Genomic DNA, 21584 nt, shown 5'->3' with positions numbered 1-21584 from the left:
ACGGTTCTGATTGTCATTTTTAAACGGTTACTGATCCTCCCATGGGAATTGTCCTGTTTCAACATACCTGATGATTCCCATTTGGTTTTGAGGATCAGAAAACATGTTTTGATTTGCAGTTAAAGCGGTGGCTTTCGCACGACTGACTTGATGATCAAGTGAGCTCATAAACTGTTTATAATGTGCGATTCCTTTTTTATTCAGCCTCCGCAAACGCAATAAATGCTTTCTCAGCAGCACGTCACTTTCAGCATCAAAAGCATCTATTAACCCCCATTCACTGGCTTCCTGAACGGAAATCGGCTTTGTCATAAGCGTCATATAATGCGCTTTCTGCCAGCCGATACGGCGGATCAGAAACGGTAAAACACAAGCAGGGTACAGGCCGAATAGCAGCTCAGAGAGACTGAATGACGCCGTCTGATCAGCAATGGCAATATCTGTGGCAGATACGAATCCAAGACCGCCTGCATTCACTTTTCCCCTGACATGAGATATCGTGACGTAAGGACCGGTCTGCAATTTCAGCCACAAATCATAGAGAGGCTCTTGGGAGCTTGCCTGTTTTCTGCCCCTTTTCATTTCCTGATAGATTTCTTGAAAATCAGCTCCGAAACAAAACACCTCGGGAAGCCCCTCTAAAACGACAACCGTCACCGTTGATGTTTCACATTGGTTTAACACTTGCAAGCATTCTTCTATCAGCGTGTCATTAATCGTATTATTCGCTTCAGGACGGTGAAAGGTAATATAGCAAACCGACGCTTGAAAGCGGACCTTTATCGTTTGATAGGTCACGAGATCCACCTGTACTTCCGATGAAACTCAGAAATTTCTTCTAAAAACAAGCGCGGCTTCTCTTGAGTGGACTGCATGATGCCCGGTATCATCTCAAAGTCCAGCTTTACATTGCGCGTCCCAAACCGCACCATCCCGCTCCCCTTAAACAGCAGCTCATACTCTTCCATGGAGAGCTGATAGCGGCGGTCCAAATGCTTCTCAATACCAAATGTTCGCTGACGCTCCTGGCCTTGCGGAGTTGTAATTCCGCTGTAAAATTCAGAACAGCAGCCGGATCCGTAGGAAAAACAGCCAATTCGTTTAGGCGTATCAAATCTCCCTTGGTCTATCGTGCTGGCCAATGCCAGAAACAAGGCTGCCCCCATAATATTTCCAACCCGTTGACAGTAGTTTAAACCTGGTTTTACACGAGTTAAAAAATCCGGCTCAATCCCAGATGTTTTCACCTTCGCCACCTTACGCATCATTGTCCGGTGCGCACCTTTCACCATCCCGCCAAAGGGCGTATGGTAAGCAAGATATTGAAACGTGTCCTGATAATTGGCACCCGGTACACGCTTTTGATATTCCAGAAAAGTCTGTTCGCAGCAATCCAAATATGACATTAAAGACAGATCAGAATCTCCCGCTTCACTGTCGGGAATGGGGCGGCACGTGTCCATCACTTCATAGCCGTAATAACCATTTGCTCCGGGATCTATCTGAAACACCTCGGGATTTTCGCCAACTAAAACGGCCACCGCTCCCGCTCCGGCGCTCGGTTCCGCATAAGACCAATCTTCGCTTAAAGCGTCTCCGCCCTCAGCGATTAAAAAACGTGAAATATCACTGGCGATAACCAGTGCTTTGGCACCCGGAGAAGTCTGGGATAATATAAAATTCACCGCCATCTGAAATCCCGCTGTCCCTGAATAACACGCCTGTTTAACCTCAAACAAACGGCAGTTGCGGTTGAGACCTAAATATTCATGGATATATGTACTTAACGATTTCCCAAAGTCGATCCCGGATTCAGAGCAAGTGATCAGCAATTCAATCCGGTCCTTCTCTGCTTCAGATAAAGCATCAATAATCGGCTTAGCTGCATTGACTCCGAAGGTCACGGGATCTTCATAAGGCAGTGCTACCGCTTTTTCTTTCATTAATAAGTTTTCAAATCTCGCAGTATCTAAGTGTCTGTATTTGGCCAGCTCCATGACATCAAGGTATGCCGTTCCGCCAAAGACATTCATCGCTTCTATTCCGGCTGAAACCATTTATGATTCGCCTCCACATTTCTCAATGTTTTGTATACAAACCGCGGTGTTCATTCCGCCAAACCCCATGCTTAAGCTCAGCGCATTTTTGATGCGGTATGAAATCGATTTCTCATTTACCCAATGAAAGGAATCATCGATTGGATGATCCAAATTCCTGCTCGGATGCAGGGCAGATTTTTTCATTTGCAGCAAAACAGAAATAATCTCTACGATGCCCGCCGCACTAAGCCCGTGTCCGGTTATCGATTTTGTTGCATTGATATAAGCATGGGAAAGCCGGCATGCACGGAGCGCCTTTAATTCTATTTCATCTCCAATAAAAGAGCCTGTTCCATGAGGATTAATATAATCAATATCTTCTGGTAAAAGCCTGGCACGCTCCAGTGCCTTCTGGATGACATGAATCTCTCCTTCTAATGAAGGATCAGGATTCCGGTTTCCGTCCAGTTTGATTGACCAGCCAGATAATGCTGCATAAGGTATTAGACCTCTTCGTAAAGCCGTCTCCTTTCGTTCTATTACCAATGCACCGCACGATTCTCCATAGATAAACCCGTCTCTGTTTTGATCGAAGGGACGGCACGCATTTTCAGGTTCATCAGCATATTTGTCCGTCCCCATAGCGCCTAAAGCCCTTAGCGCCTCGCATTCCATATAAGAAAGATCCATTAAAGCACCAAGTGCTATGCAAGTATCAACTTCGCCTGACAGGACTTGCTGAATCGCATGAATGACTGCTAACTGGCCGCTGGCCGAAGCTCCTCCCACCGTATATGCTAATCCCGTGATGCCAAACTGATCTGTACATATCCCGCAAAGATCGCTGTCCATGAAAGACAGACCATACGCCGGAGAAATAAAACCGGAGCGGTCTTGATACCTTTCATAAACTTCAAAGTTTTCTCTCTGTTGAAAATTTGATCCGCCAACAACCAGTCCGATACGTGAGGAATCTGAATCGTCCAATTTAGCCTCCTCCCAAGCCTCTGTGAGAGTTACCAATGCAGCGCGGCTGGAAAATGATGCTTTTCGCAACATTTTTTTAGAGAGTCGGTCAGGATAAGACAATGACGCAATTTCGGCTCCGATAAACCGGCTGTCTTTTTGTCTGCCTGAACGCTTCATGACATCAAAGGCATGTCTGCCGGACAAGAGCGAGGAAGCAAAGTCCTCTTTTCCTTGACCTATGGAGGCCGTGACGCCTACACCGGTCACCACCACCTCAGGCAGATTGCACTTTGTCATAAAGCACCTCAGCTAATTCACCGATGTTTTTCACCCCGGATAGCTCAATGCGAGGGATTTTTAGCGATAAATCCTCTAGCACCATCGTGATAATTTCAGCTCTGTCTACAGAGTCAGCTCCTAGCTCAACTAACTGATCTTCAGGCTCAAATCTGTGTCCGTCTAATTCAGGAAGCACCTCGCAAATATTGGTGATTAATACTTCAAAGATTCTCTGTTTATCCATAATGCGCTCTCTCCTTCAAGGGATTATTTAATGATTTTTATAGGTATATTTTCATAATATTCAAACTTTTATTTTTATGTTGTCTGTTTCATGCGACGGCTGATACATCGATTGCATCCGTTCATGAAGCAATACTGCCGTTTCTGTCATTAATTTTTTCCCGATTTCATCCACATGGCGGTTTCGCCAATTTTCTAATTGCGATCCTTTGACCCATTGATTAAAGGCTCCCAGCGCAGGACCGCAGTGAATTTGATAATCGACCTTCGAATGTTCGCTTCCGCTGATTGCCAATTTTGAGCTGTATCTGAAATACCATCGAAAAATCAAAGCCATTTTATGCTTCGGATTTTGTTCAGCCTTCTCAATGTCTGCAGCGGGATAATGCAATGCAATATCTTTATATATGTCTTCTATACTGCGTTTAAAGTATTTCTCCTCAAGCTGGGCCAGCATCTTTGCATCCAGCTCACGTATAGACCCATACCGCTGGTACAGTTCATATAACTTGTTTGCCCGTGCGGGAAAGAACACGCCTTTCTTTAGCACCTGCACTTTACTGCCCGATTCAAACATATCACCTGCAGGCGCATAGGCTGTATCTTGTACATTCATCTGCTGAAGCAAATCCTTTACTTTATCACTTGTTGCCGCCTCAACCGTACATTGATTGATTGAGCCTGTTAGAATAAAATCAGCTCCTAGCATAAAAGCCGCCATCGCTGCCTCAGGTGTTCCAATTCCTCCAGCTGCACCAACTCTTATTTTTTTCCGGTATTGATATTTTTTCATCATTTCATCTCTTAAAGATGTCATCGCCGGCATCAGGCTGTATGCTACACCGCCATCTGTATGACCACCTGAATCAGCTTCTACACAAATATCGTCAGCCATCGGAATACACCGCAACAACTCAGCTTCGTTCATAGTGATTTTATTTTCTCCTAAAAGCTTTTGCAGCATATTCTCAGGCGCAGGACTCAGAAATGATTCTGCAACTTCCGGCCGTGATATTTTTGCTATGAGACGATTTGAGCATATAACGTCACCATTTTGATTTCGTTTCACTCCTTTTGCGCGGTACCTTACTAATGCGGGAGTGACACTTAAAAATGCTGAAGCTTCCACAATGCTCACTTGATTCCTCAATAAAAGATCGATCGTTTTTTCTTCTGATTCAGTATGTTTCATATTGTGGACCAGATTGATGCCGTAGGCTTGTCCTTTCCCTAATTCACCTTGTATAGCATGGATCGCATCTTCAACCTCTTTCAGGCTCAGACCTCCTGTGCCAAAGAACCCCATCATTCCCGCTCTTGACAGCTTTACTACCATTTCTTTCGAAGCAATGCCGCGGTACATTCCGCCTGCAAGATAAGCATATGTAAGATGATAATCTTGTTTAAATTCAGCACTTCCTAAAGATTCTGCCGTAATCCCAGCTTGAACATTGCGTTGCTCCTTTAGATGCGCACTGATCGCGGGGTTCTTTTTCGGTATATATGTCAATGGTTCAGCTTCATTTTTAATCCGATGAATGAGACCGGTTAAAACAGTTCCAGGCCCAATCTCTGCAAACTCCATTTCTCCTCTTCCCATCAGGAAACGAATGCTGTCCGTCCATTTCACTGTGTTGTCCATTTGTTCAGATAATGTATCTTTTAATCTGTCTTGATGGTATGGCTCTGCGTAGACATTGGAGATAACCGGGATCGCCAAAGGTGCAAACTGGAATGAGTCAATATATTGCTTAAATACCTGTTTGGCTTCATTCATATATCTGGAATGAAAAGCTCCGCTCACATTTAATGGATGAAACAGCTTTACATCCTTGGTGTTTTCAAAAATAGCCCGAGCTTTTTCAATCTCTTTTTTCGGGCCAGAAATCACAATTTGCCGGGGCGTATTTTCATTTGCCACATCAATGTCATGAAGACAGTGCTCTTCTAAAACGGCTGTAACTTGTTCCTTACTCAGGCCGATCACAGCAGCCATTCCGCCCCCTGTAATTCGTCCCATCAATTCTCCTCTTTTTTTGACGAGCCTTAATCCGGTTTCAAAATCAAATGCACCGGCTGCCATCAGCGCATTGTATTCTCCTAAGCTATGTCCTGCCGCAAAATCAGGTTTTCTGCCGGTCTCCTCCACTTTCTTCAAGTAACTGAGTGCATTAACAACGTACAAAGCCGGCTGCGTGTATTCAGTATGATTTACATCCAGATATGATTTTTCGGTACATAGCTTCTCTATTGAATAGCCCAATATTTGATCTGCTTGATCAGTCAAATGCTGATATTGTTCAAATAGCCCTTGTCCCATCCCCTTTTGCTGGGAGCCTTGCCCCGGAAAGACATATGTAATCATCTTGTAAACTTCCTTTCTGGTGTACGGAAATACTCAACCGTATTCAGATTTTTCAGCTCCTGATGAAATGGTGTTATGATTGAGCAGCAACGGTCAGCTGAATCACTCGGAATCAGCTGTTTCACAAAAGCAGCTAAGGTGCCGGATGGCCCTAAATCGATAAACTTGCATGTATGCTGGCTTTCCAAATATCGAATCGCTTCACGAAACAACATTGGCTTTCTGACCGCATTCCAAAAGAAATTCTCGTCCATTACGTGAAGGCAGCTTCCCGTTAAGCTCGATACAATCGGTATTGACGGTTTTTTAAAAGATTTTGATCTTAAAAATTCTGCATAGGCACTCTCTGCCGGATCAATAAGCGAAGAATGAAAGGCATAGGACACAGGAAGCAGCTGGCAAAGAATCTGCTTCTCTTTTAAATCCTCCATAATCTTCCTTATATGATCTTCTTCACCAGAAATGACGAAGTGCGAATCATAATTGATAGAAATGAGTTCACTATTTCCAAACAGTTGCGGATAATCATTCAGCAATTGCGGTTTGTCCAGAATGGCCACCATTTTTCCTTTATCACAGGAATTTTGGATGATAATAGCCTGTTCTAGTATGCAATCCAGTATATCCTCTGCGTCTGACACACCAGAAACTGCCGCTGCTGCGAATTCTCCCAGACTTGATCCCAATACGTAATCAGGATAAATTCCCCTGTCTTCCAAAACCTTATATAAGGAATACTCAATCATAAAAATGGCGGGGTGGGAAAAAAGAATACTGTCAAACGGATCTGACACACGTTTATCTTGATGGTAGATTTCTTCAACAATGGATGTGCCGATTCGCCGTGCTGCAATGGCATCCATTTCAAGCATTGATTGGCGAAACACGGTATTTTCCTTAAATAGTTCTTTCCCCATGTGATAGTATTGGGAACCTTGCCCGGAAAACATAAAAACAAGCGGTTCATTCATGTGTATAACCTTCTTTTTTTATATTTTTGACGGCTATTGGATTTCTTATTTTCATGTATGTTGTAAAAGCACATAGCAGCGATTGAAATGAAATTAATAAATGGAAAAGACATATGTGAAAAAGTAAAGGAGATTCAACTTGGAAGGATTGCTATTGGTGCTCTGGATGTGGTTCATTTATGACGTGATCGTAGATGTATGTTGATATCTCAAAATTGATGTAACATGATAACAGGATCAGCAAAGAACATCGACTCTATGATTGGTGGGTGCGGTTAAAAAATGGACCATCTAGATGTGGGAGCGATGGTTTGACAGACCGGCTGACATAGTTCAAATGTCTAACTTAATTTATCAGCCTCTTTATGTAACAGTATATAAAGTTATTCAATTAGAAACAGTGTCAATCGAACGATTGAATCTTTAAAACTTTATACCTTAAATGAAAGGAAATCTATGTTTAGACCTGATTGATGAGATACATGGCCATAGGAGCAAATGCTTTAGCGTGGCATTGCTTCCGCATCTTTCTTTATGCGATGAATTAACCCAGTTAAAACATTTCCAGGCCCTACCTCCTCAAACTCCATATGGCCTTTTTTCATTAAGTATCTTATGCTGTCAGTCCATTTCACTGAATGATTAATTTGATCAGCCAGCGTCTGTTTCATGAATTCGTATGTATACGGTTTGGCATACACATTAGAAATAACCGGGATAGACGGAGGCGAAAAATAAAAGGCATGAAGGAACTCCTCAAATTCTTCTTTTGCCTTATTCATGTATCTGGAATGAAACGCGCCGCTTACGTTTAAGGGGAGTACCATTGTAACTTCAGTCATCGCTTCAAAAAGAGATGCGGCTTTTTCAATCTCATCTTTTTTTCCTGAAATTACAATTTGATATGGGGCATTCACATTAGCGATATCAACATCATGTAAATGATATTCTTTCAGAGCCTTTGCAACCTGCTCTTCATTTAGTCCCATAACAGCTGCCATACCGCCGTTGCTTATCAGACTCATCAGTTCGCCTCTTTTTCTGACAAGCTGTAAACCTGTCTCAAAATCAAAGGCTTCAGCTGCAAATAATGCATTGTATTCACCCAAGCTGTGCCCGGCGACAAAGTCAGGTTTAACTCCTTCATCCTTGATTTTTTTCAGATAGCTTAGTGCGTTTACCACGTATAACGCCGGCTGAGTAAATTGCGTTTTGTTTAAATTGGAATAAGGATTTTCCAGGCAAAGACGTTTGATTGAATATCCTAAGATCTCATCTGCCTGATCCGTCAGTTCTTTAAATTCATCGAATAGGCCGCTGCCCATTCCCTGTTTTTGTGAACCCTGACCTGGAAAAACATATGTGATCATTCTCTCAAAGCCACCCTTCCGATTAGTAGATGTGTTTCACTTCTGTATGATTTAATAATAGTGATGACCGGATAAATAGTAGCATGTTCATGTTGATGGTAACCTCTGTAAATATTATCCGTCAAGTTAATTTTTCCTACAGTTTGCTCGATTGTTTTTCTGCTTTTTTCCATTGAGGAATAAAGGATCAGGAGATATAACAGAACATAAGAAAAAAGACCCGGATTACGTATAGGGCGCCATATCATGATAATGCGCTTCATTTTCTTTCAAATGAGTTTTCAAAATAAATAACACCTTCTATGTAATCATTTTCGAAAATAAAAATCATTTAGATATTCGAAGAAAAATAGGATAATAGATTCAGAAGGATTATTTAAAATCAAAAATACCTTTTTGGTTTTTACGAGTGCGAAATCTCACAAAATATTCTTTCTTATCAATTTGAAAGTAAATATTATGCTGATAAAGATCCTTTATCGAATGGCCGGGCGATTTGCCAAATGAGTGACCAGGATACACCCGTACATGGGGTGAAACCTCCGACTTTATTCTTTGAATACTATCAAACATCTCTTCCGCAGAGCTGCCATCATCCTCACATATGCCGCACCCTTCTGTAAACACCGTATCTCCGGTAAAAATACTCTCAGAAAATAAATAACACATTCCGCCGGCTGTATGCCCCGGTGTGAGAAGGCATTGTGCTCTTGTGTTTCCTATGCTGATCGTCTGATGATCATCTAGGCTAATTAAATTTCTGCATCGGAATTGATAATAATCAATTTCTTTTTTTGACATATAAACTTGAGCGTTAAACATCTTCGTCAGCGGGTCTACCAGATTTACATGATCATAATGAGAGTGTGTCAATGCGACTGCCTTTAATTCCGCTTCGAGTTCAGAAAGTGTAGTGGTTATCTTACTCAATTCCCATGAGGGATCAACAACAATTGCAGATCTGCTTACAATATCTTCAATGATATAGCAATAATTCGTCCAGCCCTGATACCTTGTTTTAATTGGATGCACCTTGTAAGTAAGATTCATTTATACCATCCCTATCATGTAAAGTTCTTAAACGATGGACCAGTGTTCATCCCTCAGTCCGTCTTTCATTCCACTTTACCAAACAGCATGATTGTTTTCCATTTTTTTCAGAGATCCTTGTTCTTTGAATATAAAAAAGCGACTCTTTTGGACGCATGCCCAACAAGAATCGCTTTTCGCACTAGTGCCTTAAGGATGTCGTTTTTATGTCTCACGTGTATCTTCCACGCAAATTGACTCTACATGCTGCATAATGACCCGCTTAATTCGGTCTTCATTCACTCGCACAGGGTCAAGCATGGCATGTAAAGCCAAGCCGTCAACAAGCGCGTAAAGTCTCTCAGCTTCAATATCTTTATCAGCATTCTGCTTCAGTAAATCGGATTCATCTAAATAGGCAATCAGATTCCGCATGCCGCTGAAAATCCCGTCATGATTCGCATCAAACATATCCTTTTTATGTCTGGCGTAAGCAGTAAAAGCAAACCAAACCTCCATCTCTCTAATCGTTTCTTCATTCGTTGGGACCATTTCAAGCAAAATTTGCAACACTTTTTCCTTAGGGAGCAAATCCCTCACTGCAATGTCCTTAATTCGGTCCGTCACCTTTTCTTGGACAAGTTTCATTGCAAAAGCAAGCAATTCATCCTGTGTAGAGAAATAATGGCGCAGCGCACCTAATGACAATCCTGCTTCCTTTGCAATGTTTCTGGCTGATGCTCCCTCCATTCCTCGTTCTAAAATGACGCGCCACGTTGCTTCTGCAATTTGTTTTCTTCTTTTCTCATGGTCAATTTGTTTTGGCATAGCTTTATTGTAACAAGAAAAAAATGAGAGAGCAATTTTTATAATACAGTTGTGTTACAAAAACAAAGATGGTAACATATTATTTAAATAATACAACTGTATTGAAAAGAGGGGAATGGATTGAACGGTATCGCATGGATGATTGTTTTCTGTGAAATTGCGTTTTGGGTTGTCATTGTTTTGGGGCTTGCTGTACGCTACGTATTCAAACGACATACATTAGGACTGCTATTCCTTGCCTTAACTCCAGTTATTGATTTGATCTTGTTAGCGGCAACTGGTGTGGACCTTTACCGCGGAGCCTCAGCGACCGCAGCCCATGGAATTGCAGCTGTTTACATCGGTATATCGATCGCTTATGGGAAACAAATGATTCAATGGGCAGATGAAAAATTTCAATATTATGTGACAAAAAAAGGCGCAAAACCGCTGAAACGTTTTGGAATGGATCATGCCAAACACGGTGCGAAAGGCTGGCTAAGACATGTGCTGGCCTACTTAATTGGTGCGGGACTATTGGCAGGGATGATCTATTTTATCAATGACTATGCCCGAACCGAGGCATTGAGCGGCATTCTTAAACTGTGGACTGTCATTATAGGCATTGACTTTCTCATTACAGCCAGCTATTTTATTTGGCCAAAAAAAGAGAAAGCTTCGGCGAATCTCAGGAGTTAACATGAAGAAAAAGGCCCTTCCCCAGTGGAAAGGACCTTTTTTGGTTTTGTTAAAATATGCTATACTATTTTCGTTAGAAAACAGACTTATAGATATTTTGGGCTGATTCAAGGGTACTGTTTGTATGAGTAAGCAGTGAAGGGAGTGTCATACTTGAACCAAAAAGAACAGAACGAGCACTCTAAAGATTTTAACCTGAGATCAAAATTAATCGGAATTGTATCTATCACTTTTATCGCGGCCATTGCGCTTGCAGTCATCTTCGGCGGCTTTTTCTTCGGAATGAAAGGCTTATTCTCTATACTGGGCATCACATACGCTTCCAATCAAACATTAGCTTTATTTATTTTAGCCTGCTTTGCTGCAGGTTTAATTATAGACCCACTCACAAAGATTATCTCTATCATTTTGGCAAAATCACTTTCATTGAAAAAGACTGCACTTTTTGCTTTTATACTGTATTTTATCAGCAATCTTATAACGATCTGTTTTGCAGATTACTTTATGCAGTCTATTTATATTCCAGATATCTTGCTTGTTGTGATATCAGCAGTGATGGCTTTCACTGAACTTGCTTTTGATGACCAGCCTAATGGAGAAGCAGCTTAAAATGCCGATGGCAGATATGGAGAATTCATAACACCTTATATTTGGACATCACCAGTTATATAAACGAAAAAAACTCCCTGTTCACACGAACAGGAAGCAAAACACAATGTTGTAATTTAAATTCTGCATTCTAAAATGATTCTTACATTCGGATCATCAAGTTCATCCAAAAAGATAATGATCTTCGGACCACATGCCATATGTTTCCACCTCCTCACTCAAAATATACATTAATCCCAATTGACTGTAAATGGAAATTTTGTTATACGGAGGAACCATGAAGTATAATGCGTTAACACTGCTCACACGTTTACAACCGTTTCTTATAATCTGACACTCGAAGGAGTACAAAAAAAGCATTGATCCATTCAGAGAATGGATCAATGCTTACCACCCCCGCTACATCACGCGTTTGAACATCTTTTCCATCTCATAAGTGGAATGGTGTATGATGATCGGGCGGCCGTGCGGGCATGTAAATGGGTCTGATGTGCTTCGGAGGTCGTCCAGAAGCGCTTTGATTTCGTCGTTTCTGAGGTGGCGATTTGCTTTGATGGAGCCTTTGCAGCTCATCATAATCGCCGCTTCCTCGCGGAGTTTTTTAATATCTATATTTTTGGAGTCGAGCACCTGCTGAATGATTTCTTCTATGAGCTCTGCTTCTTCTCCCTTTGGAAACCAGGCCGGGTGGCAGCGGACGATGTAACTGTTAGAGCCGAATGACTCTAAAAAGACACCCACGCTTTCGAGCTCTTGTTTGTGCTGTTCAATAATCAAAGCCTCATTTGTGGAGTAGTGGAACGTCAGCGGTACAATCATATCCTGCACCTCAGGCTCAACCTCCCCCACCTTTTCACGGAAGTACTCATATTTAATACGTTCTTGGGCGGCGTGCTGGTCGATAATATACAGGCCGTTTTCGTTTTGTGCCAATATATAAGTCCCGTGCATCTGGCCGATCGGGTACATAATCGGAACCCGCTCAGACGCTGGCTGCTGCTGTTCCTCATGGCATTCCTGCTCAAATGTTTCAGGCTCTTCTGCTGAAACATCGGACACCTCAAGGGTTTGTTCCTGATCAACGATAGGAGGAGCATCAAATTGGAGAGGAGGCAATTCTTCCTCCGCATCAAGCGGCTCTTTTACGACTGAACTGAGCTTCATTGGTGAATAAGATGACGCAGTCGATTTTTCCGGAACTTTTTTTTTCCGCAGGCTTTTCATCAAAGGTTATGAACTGCTGCTCATTTTTGATTACAGGTGCCGATTTTTTCGGGAGCTGGGCACTCGGAATCAGCTGCTGCTGTTTAAACACATCTTTAATTCCGTCACGTATTAAGTCATGAAGCTCTGTTTCCTTGCTGAGCCGGACCTCAAGCTTCGATGGATGCACGTTGACATCGACTAAAATCGGGTCCATCGTAATTTCTATAAAAGTAATCGGATGGCGTCCGATCGGCAGAAGCGTATGATAGCCTTCATGAACCGCTTTGACGAGCGGGAAATTTTTAATGTAACGGCCATTGACCACAGACGACATATAGTTTCTCGACGCCCGTGTAATCTCTGGGAGGGCGATATATCCCTTTACTTCAAAATCCAAGGAGCTCACATGCAGCGGGAGCATTTTTTTGGCGACAGCCGTGCCGTAAATCGCTGCCAGTACATGGCGCACATCTCCGTTTCCGTTCGTTTGAAGCAGGTTTTTCCCATGATGGCGCAGGCGGATCGATACCTCTGGATGCGCCAGAGCAATACGGTTCACCACATCTGTAATGTTTCCAAGCTCTGTATGAACGGTTTTCATATATTTCAAACGGGCCGGTGTGTTAAAAAACAGGTTGGAAACGACAATTTCAGTTCCCTTCCTGCTTGAGGAACGCGATTCGGAAATGATGTTTCCTCCTTGGAGGACGAGCTTCGTCCCAGCTCCTTCACCAGTGCTTGTTGTAATCTCCAGATGAGAGACTGACGCGATACTCGGCAGGGCTTCTCCCCTGAAACCGAGCGTTCTCACCCTGAATAAATCATTTTCATCTTTTATTTTACTCGTTGCGTGGCGGCGGAAAGCACGCTTGCAATCTTCATTCTCCATTCCTTCGCCGTTATCCAAAACCCGAATGGATGCAAGTCCTGCTTCCTCAATATCGATTTCAATGACTGTGCTGTCAGCGTCGATCGCATTTTCCACCAATTCTTTGACGACTGAGGCGGGCCGTTCCACAACCTCGCCCGCCGCTATTTTATTTGAAAGCTCATCTGACAGCTGGATGACTTTTGCCACATTCATCACCCCGTTTTAATGTAATTTCTTTTGCAGCTTGTACATTTCATTCATCGCTTCAAGCGGTGTCATATCCAGTATATTAAGTGATTTGAAAGCATCGATCACTTGCTTTTCTTTTTTTGAAAGCTTTGGTGTTTCAGCCGGCTTTTCCGCTTCGTCAAAAAAGGACAGCTGTGCCGGCTCTTCTTTCACCTGAGGCTTCTGCATCGGCACTTCCGGTTTGTTTCCTGAATGCTCAAGCTCTTTTAAAATATCTTGAGCGCGTGCAATCAGATCTCCCGGCAGTTCGGCAAGCTGAGCTACATGGATACCATAGCTTTTATCAGCGGCACCTTCTTTAATTTGATGAAGAAAGACAACCGTTCCGTTATATTCTTCAGCGCGAACATGAACGTTTTTCAGCTGGGGCAGCTTGTCCTCAAGAACGGTCAGCTCGTGATAGTGTGTGCTGAACAGCGTCTTGGCGCCGATATGATCGTGAACATATTCAATAATCGCCTGTGCCAGCGCCATGCCGTCATAAGTGGACGTTCCCCGCCCGATTTCATCAAACAGAATGAGGCTGTTTTTCGTCGCGTTGACAATCGCATTTTTCGCTTCAAGCATTTCTACCATAAATGTACTTTGTCCGGAAATCAAATCATCTGCAGCACCGATTCGTGTAAAAATTTGATCAAAAATCGGAAGCACCGCTTTTTTCGCGGGTACAAAGCAGCCGATTTGCGCCATAATGGAAATGAGCGCGATTTGTCTCATATACGTGCTTTTCCCTGACATGTTTGGACCTGTAATGAGAAGCATTTGTCTGTTATCGCCCATCATACAGTTGTTCGGGACATATTCCTGGCTGTCCATGACTTTTTCAACAACCGGGTGTCTGCCTTCAATCACTTCGACTTCATCTTTAGAGAACTCCGGTTTCGTGTAGTGACGATTTTCACTGATTGTCGCAAAGCATTGCAGTGCGTCCAGCTCGCTCATCTGTTTTGCAAGCTGCTGAAGCCGCGGAATATACTGCTTCACTTTCTCGCGCAGCTCGGTAAACAGCTCGTACTCCAGCTCACAGATGTTATTTTCCGCCTCTAAAATGAGCGCTTCTTTTTCTTTTAATTCAGGTGTAATGTAGCGCTCTGCATTGGTTAACGTCTGCTTCCGCTCATAACGCCCTTCCTCAAGCAAGTGCAAATTTGCTTTTGTCACTTCAATGTAATAACCGAAAACTTTATTAAAGCCGACCTTTAAAGAACGAATGCCTGTGTATTCCCGCTCCTGCTGTTCCAGGCGGGCAATCCAGTCTTTTCCGTTTCTGCTTGCATCACGATATTCATCAAGCTTTTGATTATAACCATCTTTAATCAGGTTCCCTTCTTTTACCGATAAAGGAGGGTTTTCGTACAGCGCTTCTTCCAGCAGTTCAAGTACGTCCCCGCAAGGGTCAATGCGCTCTGCACGTTCTTTGGCCTTGTCATGAGCCAGTGAAGCAACCAGCTGTTTGATGCCAGGAACTTGCTTTAACGATTCCTTCAGCTGAATCAAATCCCGGGCATTGACATTTCCGAATGCAACGCGGCCGGCAAGGCGTTCTAAGTCATATACTTCTTTTAAACGTTCACGCAGATCTTCCCGTTCAAAGAAATGGGACATCAATGTTTCCACCATTTCTTGGCGCTCTTCGATTTGATTGACTCTGATAAGCGGCCGGTCAATCCACTGTTTAAGCAGCCGGCCTCCCATTGCCGTTTTTGTTTCATCCAGCAGCCACAAAAGGGAGCCTTTTTTATTTTTTGAACGGATCGTTTCGGTCAGCTCCAGATTACGCTTTGAGTATAAGTCAATTTTCATCGCTTCCTCAAGCTCATACACCTGCACGGGCTGAAGATGATCAAGGCTGCGCTTTTGGGTTCTTTTCAAATACGTATATAAGCGCATAAATGTTTTTGTTATATCTTCATTATTTAAGTGCTCAATGATCGTTACGTGTTCGTCTGTTTCTCCGTCTTCAATTGAAATCGTTGCACCGCACCGCTCTCTCAGCTGTGCCACTGTATCGGCATCCAAGCTTCCTGAAACCACGATTTCCCGTGCGCCGACTGAATAAATTTCTGATATGACGTCTTCAAGCCGTTCAATCAAAACAGCCAAATTTTCTCCCGTTGTTAAATCAGACAGCGCAAGTCCGTATCCGTTCGAGCAAGCTGAAACAGATGCGATAAAGTTATTTTCCGATTCATGGATGCCTTTGCCGTCCATAACAGTTCCAGGCGTAATCAGCTGAACCACTTCTCTTTTCACAACGCCCTTTGCGGCTTTCGGATCTTCCGTTTGTTCACAGATTGCCACTTTGTACCCTTTTTTAATAAGCTGTTCGATATACGCGGAAGCAGAATGATATGGCACACCGCACATCGGTATTTTTTCAGCCGCACCGCCATCTCTGCTCGTTAACGTAATTTCCAGCTCTTGTGACGCTTTTTTGGCGTCCTCAAAAAACATTTCATAAAAATCACCCAGGCGAAAAAATAAAAAGGCATCCTGGTGCTCTGCCTTTATTTTTAAATATTGCTGTATCATAGGCGTATAACCGGCCATTGTTTAATCCCTCACTATGTATCAACGTTTCTATTTTCCAACCTTCATTATAACATAAACAAAAAGTGATAAAAGAATGATATATCAATATAAAAAAGAGACTTGGGGGTACTGTCTCCCCTAGTCCCTTTTTTATTCTTCAGGATCTCCCACTAAAAACTCCGGGTTGATGTCTTCAAGCTCTTCATCAAGCTCATCTTCCCAATCTTCCTCGTCGTCCTCTTCCCAGTCAGGATTGACCTCAACAACTACCTTTGTTTCCCCTACCACTTCCGCCAAAAATTCTCTTTCTGCCTGCACAACGATTTTATTTCCATTCGGCGAAATGGTCACTTCAAGGCAGTTTGGCTGCTGAAGCACTTTGGCAATTACTTCATGCTCATCATCTAAGTAATTATTGTCTCTGTATCTGAGTTTAATGACATCTACGTATTTTACCCGTTCTGTGACAACCTCTGTCTTTGTGTTGTCCGCGTAAGAGTACCATACGTTTATATCATAATACCCTTCAATTTCTACCGTTTTTCCAATTTTTTCAGCGTCATACTTGTGGTTAATAATCCAACCACCCAAAATGCTGCTCGGTTTTTTCTCAGGCGAGATGGTGTTGGTGCATTGGGTGAATTTTCGGCCTTTCGCTACTACTGCCTTCGTAATAATTTCCCTGTATTCAGACATTCCGGCATGCCTCCTTGTTCTTCTTCGTGTTATCTTATGCTGGGCATTTGTCTAGTGTGCATTTTTATAAATAAAATATAAAAATACAAAGTTTCTGTTCCATTGTATGCAGGTGTGCCTAGAAACTTTACTTATAAGTGCGATAAAGTTTACACGCGGCTGCGCACAGAAAAACCAATTGAACATTTGGTACACAGATTATTTAGTTCATTTATAACCGCACAAATGATAAAAAAACACGGGCCTGTAAAGGCACCGTGTTTAGAGAGAACAGCTGTTATTTGAATGCTTCACCTTTGAACCGGTTTCCCCTTTCAGCAGGTCGCCTCCGGTTGATGTGATGATTTCATTTGTGACTTGGTTGGAAATGGTGTGTGCAACGAGCTGCAGTAGGTCATTTACTTCCATCTGCGAGTCTCTGAATTCCTGGATAACAGGAATCTCTTCAAGCTCTTCTTGCAGCGCGTCAATTTTTGCTTCTACTTGTTTGAGCGCTTCATGCTTTTCATAATGCTTCAGATTGACAGCCTGCTTTTGCAGGGCTTTAATCTGATTAACGATTGTGGACACTTTGTCATTCTCATTGATTTGCGCTTCAGCCCGTTTGAAAAAATCAACCTCTTCTGTTTCAGAAATCATTTTTGCAAGGTTTCGTGCCTGCTGCACAATGTCTTTTTTTGAGTAGAGCGTCATCTTATTTCACCTCGATTGCTTCTCCTACCATTTCTCCGTCAAGCGACCATGTTTTCGCTTGCTGGATTTTCACGCGGACGATTTTGCCGATGGCTTCCTTCGGCCCTTTAAAATTGACAAGCTTGCTTTTTTCAGTATAGCCGGCAAGAATATCAGGGTTATTTTTGCTTTCACCCTCAACTAATACTTCGACAACCTTGCCTTCGTATTCCTTCATTTTTTTAGCAGAAATTTCATTCACCAGTGCGTTCAGACGCTGCAGGCGTTCTTTTTTCACACGCATCGGTACATTATCTTTCATCTTAGCTGCCGGAGTGCCTTCACGCGGAGAGTAAATGAACGTATAGGCGCTGTCAAACTCCACCTCACGATATAGAGAAAGCGTTTCTTCAAACTGCTCGTCCGTTTCGTTCGGAAATCCGACGATAATGTCCGTTGTCAAAGAAGCGTTTGGCATCGCTGCCTTAATTTTTCGCACCAGCTCCATGTAACGCTCTCTGTCATATTTGCGGGCCATCAGCTTCAGAACTTCTGAGCTTCCTGATTGAACCGGAAGATGAATGTGATCAAGCAGATTTCCGCCTTTTGCCAGCACTTCAATGAGGCGGTCGTCAAAGTCGCGCGGATGACTCGTTGTAAAACGGATTCTCGGGATATCGATTTTTCTCAGTTCATCCATCAAATCACCAAGTCCGTACGTCATATCTTCAAAGTCTTTTCCATACGCGTTTACGTTTTGGCCTAACAGTGTAATTTCCTTATAGCCTTCACTTGCGAGCCTTCTCACTTCCTGAATGATATCCTCAGGGCGGCGGCTTCTTTCTTTTCCGCGTGTGTAAGGCACAATGCAATACGTACAGAATTTGTCACAGCCGTACATGATATTGACCCAGCCCTTAATTTTTCCATTTCGGACTTTCGGAAGGTTTTCAATAACGTCCCCTTCCTTAGACCAAACTTCTACAACCATTTCTTTTGAAAGGTATGCTTCTGACAAAAGCTCCGGCAGGCGATGAATGTTATGCGTTCCGAAAATCATATCGACAAACGGATGTTTTTTCAAAATACGGTTCACGACTGATTCCTCTTGGGACATACAGCCGCACACGCCTAAAATCAGATCGGGATTGTTTTTTTTCAGTGCTTTTAAGTGTCCGAGCTCACCAAACACCTTGTTTTCAGCATTTTCACGGATTGCACATGTGTTTAACAAAATGACATTGGCGTCGTCAACAGAGTTTGTCGCTTCGTAACCGAGCGCCATAAAGATCCCTGCCATAACCTCTGTATCGTGTTCATTCATTTGGCAGCCGTACGTACGGATATAGAACTTTCTTCCGTCTCCCAATCCTTTAAATTGTTCAGAAATTTTAAAGTCATTATGATAAGTAACGGCTTCCTTGCCTCGTTTTTTCGCGTCTTTTAAAGAAGGCGGAATGTAAACAGCTTCAAAGTACTTGCTGTAATCCTTCTCGGATTTTTTGTCCGATGGATTAACTTGTCCGCTCTCTAATTTTTGTTTTTCATTCATGTCATATTTTCTCCTTTCAAACCAAACTTCCACCCTTCAGTATAAAGGTTATTGAAGCTCTGCACAACCGGCAACCTATCATTGTACACTCATTGAGAATAATAATCAATAAGGAATCAAAAGAGGAAGAGTAAACTCTTCCTCTTGTTACAATAGCTGGAGCTCCTTTGCCGTCTTTTCGATGACATCAAGCGCCTGATCCAATTCATCTTTGGTGTGCTCTGCTGTTATAATCGTGCGAATTCTGGCTTTTCCCTTTGCTACAGTCGGGAAAACGATACTTTGGGCAAAAACACCGTGAGAAAGGAGCTGATCTGAAAATTGCTTTGCCACACCTTCATCACCTATTAAAATAGGAAGAATCGGCGTTTGACTCTCTGTGAGAGTCAAACCCATTTTCATAAGCATTGCTTTAAAATAGGCAGTATTCTCCCACAAGCGCTCCATATGCTCCGGCTCTTCAAGCAAGACATCAATCGCTTCCATACAAGCTGCAGTGACAGCCGGCGGATGAGATGTGCTGAATAAAAATGGACGGCCTTTATGGCGCAAATAATCGATCAGCACCTTTGAACCTGCAGCGTAGCCGCCGAGCACTCCGATTGCCTTGCTTAATGTCCCGACCTGAATATGAACTCTGCCGTCAAGACCGAAGTGATTCACCGTTCCCCTGCCGTTTTCGCCAAGTACTCCGGATGCATGGGCGTCATCCACCATCACAAATGCGTCATATTTCTCAGCGAGCTCTACAATATCAGGCAGAGGGGCTATGTTGCCATCCATGGAAAATACGCCGTCTGTCACAATCAGACGCATTCGATAATTCATTGACTTTCTCAGCACCCGCTCTAAATCACTCATATTGACGTGCTGATACACCTTTTTATCCGCCTTTGTCAGTCGAATTCCGTCAATAATAGAGGCATGGTTCAATTCATCGGAGATGACAATATCCTCTTTTGATAGAATACTTGAAAGTACGCCTTGGTTTGTTGTGAAGCCTGATTGGAATACAAGTGCCGCCTCCGTTTTTTTAAAGGCTGCCAGCTTTTTCTCAAGCTCTTGATGTATTGTAAATGTACCGGCAATCGTTCTCACTGATCCGGTGCCGGCTCCATACTGCTGAACAGCCTCCTGTGCGGCGTTGATGAGTCTAGGATGTGAAGTGAAACCGAGGTAATTATTAGAAGATAGCTGAATGACTTTTTGGTGATTCACTGTGACAGATGGGCCCTGCATAGATTCAAGCTGTTTTATGTCTTGCCAAGTATGGTTTTCTTTCATTCTATCAAGCTCTGCTTTTAAAAACTCAAATTCCTTCGTCATGTTTATCCCCCTTTATGGAATTAAAATTACTTTTCCGCACTGGCCGCTTCTCATCAGTTCGAAACCTTTTTCAAACTCCTCTAACGGAAACTGATGGGTAATAACAGGTGCAAGATCGATCACGTTTGAACTGATCAACTGAGACACCTGGCGCCATGTTGAAAACATTTTTCTTCCTGTTATTCCTTGGATGGTAAGCCCTTTAAATACCACTTTATTCGTCAAATCAATTGTCACCGGATGTTCCGGCAAGCTGAGAATATGAAATCTTCCGCCATTCGCAGCCATCGCAAGACCTTGGGCAATCGCTGAGGGATGACCCGACATCTCACAAACAAGATCTGCTCCTTCCCCATCTGTTAAAGCGCTTACAATTTTGAGCGGGTCTTCTTTTTCAATAGAAACAGTACAAGTCGCTCCCATTTGTTTTGCAAGCCTCAGCCTGTATTCATTCTTATCAATCGCTATCACCTGAGAAGCTCCTGCTGCTTTTGCAACCGCAACAGCCATAAGACCAATCGGTCCGCATCCAATGACTGCAGTCGTTCCTCCTGCAGGCTGGCTCTCGAGTACGGTATGAACTGCATTTCCTAAAGGCTCTTGAATGGAAGCAATCGACGGGTCCATATCAGCGGGATTTCTCCAAATGTTATCAGCTGGAACTTTTACATACTCCGCAAAACAGCCTGCCGTGTCCACTCCGATTATAGCAGTATTGGTACACACATGAGATTTTCCTGTTACGCAAGGGACACATTCACCACAGACAATGTGTGTTTCCGCAGACACATACTCTCCCACTTTTACACTGCTGACATTCTCTCCCACACCCTCTACGATGCCGCTGAACTCATGGCCGAAAACATAGGGTGTTTTAATTCTCTGACGTGCCCATTGATCCCAATTATAAATGTGGACATCCGTGCCGCATATGGAAGCGGCTTTCACTTTTATGAGGACTTCATGTTTATCAATCTCAGGAATGGGAACTTCAGTCAGCACAGCACCGAACGCCCCGTCCTTTTTCATTAGAGCTTTCATCTTTCCACTCTGCATGTACAATCCTCCTTGAAAAATTCTTGTTATATTCGGATTGTACC

18 protein-coding genes and 1 pseudogene are annotated in these 21584 nt (G+C 43.0%); 2 read left to right on the top strand and 17 right to left on the bottom strand.

The features are described 5' to 3' along the window. Positions 1-27: 27 nt before the first annotated feature. From AC0OMU_RS05795 to AC0OMU_RS05750, 10 genes are all read right to left on the bottom strand, one after another. Positions 28-807, bottom strand: a complete 780-nt coding sequence (locus tag AC0OMU_RS05795; RefSeq protein ID WP_474240957.1) for an enoyl-CoA hydratase/isomerase — start codon at positions 805-807, stop codon at positions 28-30. Next, entirely contained in the window at positions 795-2057 is a 1263-nt protein-coding gene (gene pksG / locus AC0OMU_RS05790; protein ID WP_015383707.1) for a polyketide biosynthesis 3-hydroxy-3-methylglutaryl-ACP synthase PksG, read from the bottom strand. Before pksG ends, AC0OMU_RS05795 begins: the two co-directional genes overlap by 13 nt. Then, positions 2058-3305 (bottom strand): polyketide biosynthesis malonyl-ACP decarboxylase PksF, encoded by a 1248-nt coding sequence (gene pksF, locus AC0OMU_RS05785; RefSeq protein ID WP_474240956.1) that lies wholly within the window; start codon positions 3303-3305, stop codon positions 2058-2060. Beyond that, positions 3283-3531, bottom strand: a complete 249-nt coding sequence (locus tag AC0OMU_RS05780; protein WP_003231809.1) for an acyl carrier protein — start codon at positions 3529-3531, stop codon at positions 3283-3285. The genes pksF and AC0OMU_RS05780 overlap by 23 nt, the downstream gene beginning before the upstream one ends. Before the next feature lie 60 nt (positions 3532-3591). Beyond that, positions 3592-5895 carry an ACP S-malonyltransferase gene (fabD, locus tag AC0OMU_RS05775; protein WP_474240955.1) on the bottom strand — a complete coding sequence of 768 codons (2304 nt, stop codon included), beginning with the start codon at positions 5893-5895 and terminating at the stop codon, positions 3592-3594. Beyond that, positions 5892-6866: an acyltransferase domain-containing protein gene (locus tag AC0OMU_RS05770; RefSeq protein WP_474222057.1), complete on the bottom strand. Its 975-nt coding sequence runs from the start codon at positions 6864-6866 to the stop codon at positions 5892-5894. The genes fabD (AC0OMU_RS05775) and AC0OMU_RS05770 overlap by 4 nt, the downstream gene beginning before the upstream one ends. A gap of 503 nt (positions 6867-7369) precedes the next feature. Next, positions 7370-8236 (bottom strand): ACP S-malonyltransferase, encoded by an 867-nt coding sequence (fabD, locus tag AC0OMU_RS05765; RefSeq protein ID WP_047182629.1) that lies wholly within the window; start codon positions 8234-8236, stop codon positions 7370-7372. After that, positions 8233-8499, bottom strand: coding sequence for a hypothetical protein (locus AC0OMU_RS05760; RefSeq protein ID WP_120363368.1), 267 nt, complete (start codon positions 8497-8499; stop codon positions 8233-8235). The genes fabD (AC0OMU_RS05765) and AC0OMU_RS05760 overlap by 4 nt, the downstream gene beginning before the upstream one ends. Before the next feature lie 109 nt (positions 8500-8608). After that, positions 8609-9286 carry an MBL fold metallo-hydrolase gene (locus tag AC0OMU_RS05755; RefSeq protein WP_474240954.1) on the bottom strand — a complete coding sequence of 226 codons (678 nt, stop codon included), beginning with the start codon at positions 9284-9286 and terminating at the stop codon, positions 8609-8611. A 204-nt stretch (positions 9287-9490) separates the two neighbouring features. After that, positions 9491-10093, bottom strand: a complete 603-nt coding sequence (locus AC0OMU_RS05750) for a TetR/AcrR family transcriptional regulator (RefSeq protein WP_181219178.1) — start codon at positions 10091-10093, stop codon at positions 9491-9493. Positions 10094-10213: 120 nt separating this feature from the next. On the opposite strand from AC0OMU_RS05750, the gene AC0OMU_RS05745 reads away from it, so the two are divergent. Continuing rightward, complete coding sequence (locus AC0OMU_RS05745; protein WP_014476847.1) at positions 10214-10771, top strand: hypothetical protein; 558 nt, start codon at positions 10214-10216, stop codon at positions 10769-10771. Positions 10772-10924: 153 nt separating this feature from the next. Continuing rightward, complete coding sequence (locus tag AC0OMU_RS05740; RefSeq protein WP_015483241.1) at positions 10925-11380, top strand: regulatory YrvL family protein; 456 nt, start codon at positions 10925-10927, stop codon at positions 11378-11380. A 399-nt stretch (positions 11381-11779) separates the two neighbouring features. Here AC0OMU_RS05740 and mutL read toward each other — a convergent pair. The 7 genes and pseudogenes from mutL to tdh form a co-directional block, all read right to left on the bottom strand. Continuing rightward, positions 11780-13664: pseudogene (gene mutL / locus AC0OMU_RS05735) on the bottom strand (DNA mismatch repair endonuclease MutL). A 15-nt stretch (positions 13665-13679) separates the two neighbouring features. Next, positions 13680-16256, bottom strand: coding sequence for a DNA mismatch repair protein MutS (gene mutS / locus AC0OMU_RS05730; protein ID WP_015483239.1), 2577 nt, complete (start codon positions 16254-16256; stop codon positions 13680-13682). Positions 16257-16388: 132 nt separating this feature from the next. Next, a complete protein-coding gene (gene cotE, locus AC0OMU_RS05725) occupies positions 16389-16934 on the bottom strand; it encodes an outer spore coat protein CotE (protein ID WP_003231833.1) in 546 nt (181 codons plus the stop codon). Positions 16935-17195: 261 nt separating this feature from the next. Beyond that, positions 17196-17627 carry a regulatory iron-sulfur-containing complex subunit RicA gene (gene ricA, locus AC0OMU_RS05720; RefSeq protein ID WP_003231834.1) on the bottom strand — a complete coding sequence of 144 codons (432 nt, stop codon included), beginning with the start codon at positions 17625-17627 and terminating at the stop codon, positions 17196-17198. A 1-nt stretch (position 17628) separates the two neighbouring features. After that, complete coding sequence (gene miaB / locus AC0OMU_RS05715) at positions 17629-19158, bottom strand: tRNA (N6-isopentenyl adenosine(37)-C2)-methylthiotransferase MiaB (protein ID WP_015483238.1); 1530 nt, start codon at positions 19156-19158, stop codon at positions 17629-17631. Between the two features lie 147 nt (positions 19159-19305). Continuing rightward, positions 19306-20484: a glycine C-acetyltransferase gene (locus AC0OMU_RS05710; protein ID WP_015383694.1), complete on the bottom strand. Its 1179-nt coding sequence runs from the start codon at positions 20482-20484 to the stop codon at positions 19306-19308. Between the two features lie 12 nt (positions 20485-20496). Continuing rightward, the gene (gene tdh, locus AC0OMU_RS05705) at positions 20497-21540 is read right to left on the bottom strand and encodes an L-threonine 3-dehydrogenase (protein ID WP_474240953.1); all 1044 of its coding nucleotides are present in this window, start codon (positions 21538-21540) and stop codon (positions 20497-20499) included. Positions 21541-21584 lie beyond the last annotated feature (44 nt).

The sequence above is a fragment of the Bacillus sp. FAU18 genome, from assembly GCF_056033885.1.
This window is presented reverse-complemented; position numbering and strand designations above follow the sequence as displayed.

Coding starts and splice junctions, on each gene's coding strand:
- AC0OMU_RS05755 (WP_474240954.1), bottom strand. CDS start 9,286: ATGAATCTTACTTACAAGGTGCATCCAATTAAAACAAGGTATCAGGGC.
- AC0OMU_RS05780 (WP_003231809.1), bottom strand. CDS start 3,531: ATGGATAAACAGAGAATCTTTGAAGTATTAATCACCAATATTTGCGAG.
- tdh (WP_474240953.1), bottom strand. CDS start 21,540: ATGCAGAGTGGAAAGATGAAAGCTCTAATGAAAAAGGACGGGGCGTTC.
- ricA (WP_003231834.1), bottom strand. CDS start 17,627: ATGACGCTCTACTCAAAAAAAGACATTGTGCAGCAGGCACGAAACCTT.
- AC0OMU_RS05770 (WP_474222057.1), bottom strand. CDS start 6,866: ATGAATGAACCGCTTGTTTTTATGTTTTCCGGGCAAGGTTCCCAATAC.
- pksF (WP_474240956.1), bottom strand. CDS start 3,305: ATGACAAAGTGCAATCTGCCTGAGGTGGTGGTGACCGGTGTAGGCGTC.
- cotE (WP_003231833.1), bottom strand. CDS start 16,934: ATGTCTGAATACAGGGAAATTATTACGAAGGCAGTAGTAGCGAAAGGC.
- AC0OMU_RS05750 (WP_181219178.1), bottom strand. CDS start 10,093: ATGCCAAAACAAATTGACCATGAGAAAAGAAGAAAACAAATTGCAGAA.
- pksG (WP_015383707.1), bottom strand. CDS start 2,057: ATGGTTTCAGCCGGAATAGAAGCGATGAATGTCTTTGGCGGAACGGCA.
- fabD (WP_474240955.1), bottom strand. CDS start 5,895: ATGATTACATATGTCTTTCCGGGGCAAGGCTCCCAGCAAAAGGGGATG.
- mutS (WP_015483239.1), bottom strand. CDS start 16,256: ATGGCCGGTTATACGCCTATGATACAGCAATATTTAAAAATAAAGGCA.
- miaB (WP_015483238.1), bottom strand. CDS start 19,158: ATGAATGAAAAACAAAAATTAGAGAGCGGACAAGTTAATCCATCGGAC.
- fabD (WP_047182629.1), bottom strand. CDS start 8,236: ATGATCACATATGTTTTTCCAGGTCAGGGTTCACAAAAACAGGGAATG.
- AC0OMU_RS05760 (WP_120363368.1), bottom strand. CDS start 8,499: ATGAAGCGCATTATCATGATATGGCGCCCTATACGTAATCCGGGTCTT.
- AC0OMU_RS05710 (WP_015383694.1), bottom strand. CDS start 20,484: ATGACGAAGGAATTTGAGTTTTTAAAAGCAGAGCTTGATAGAATGAAA.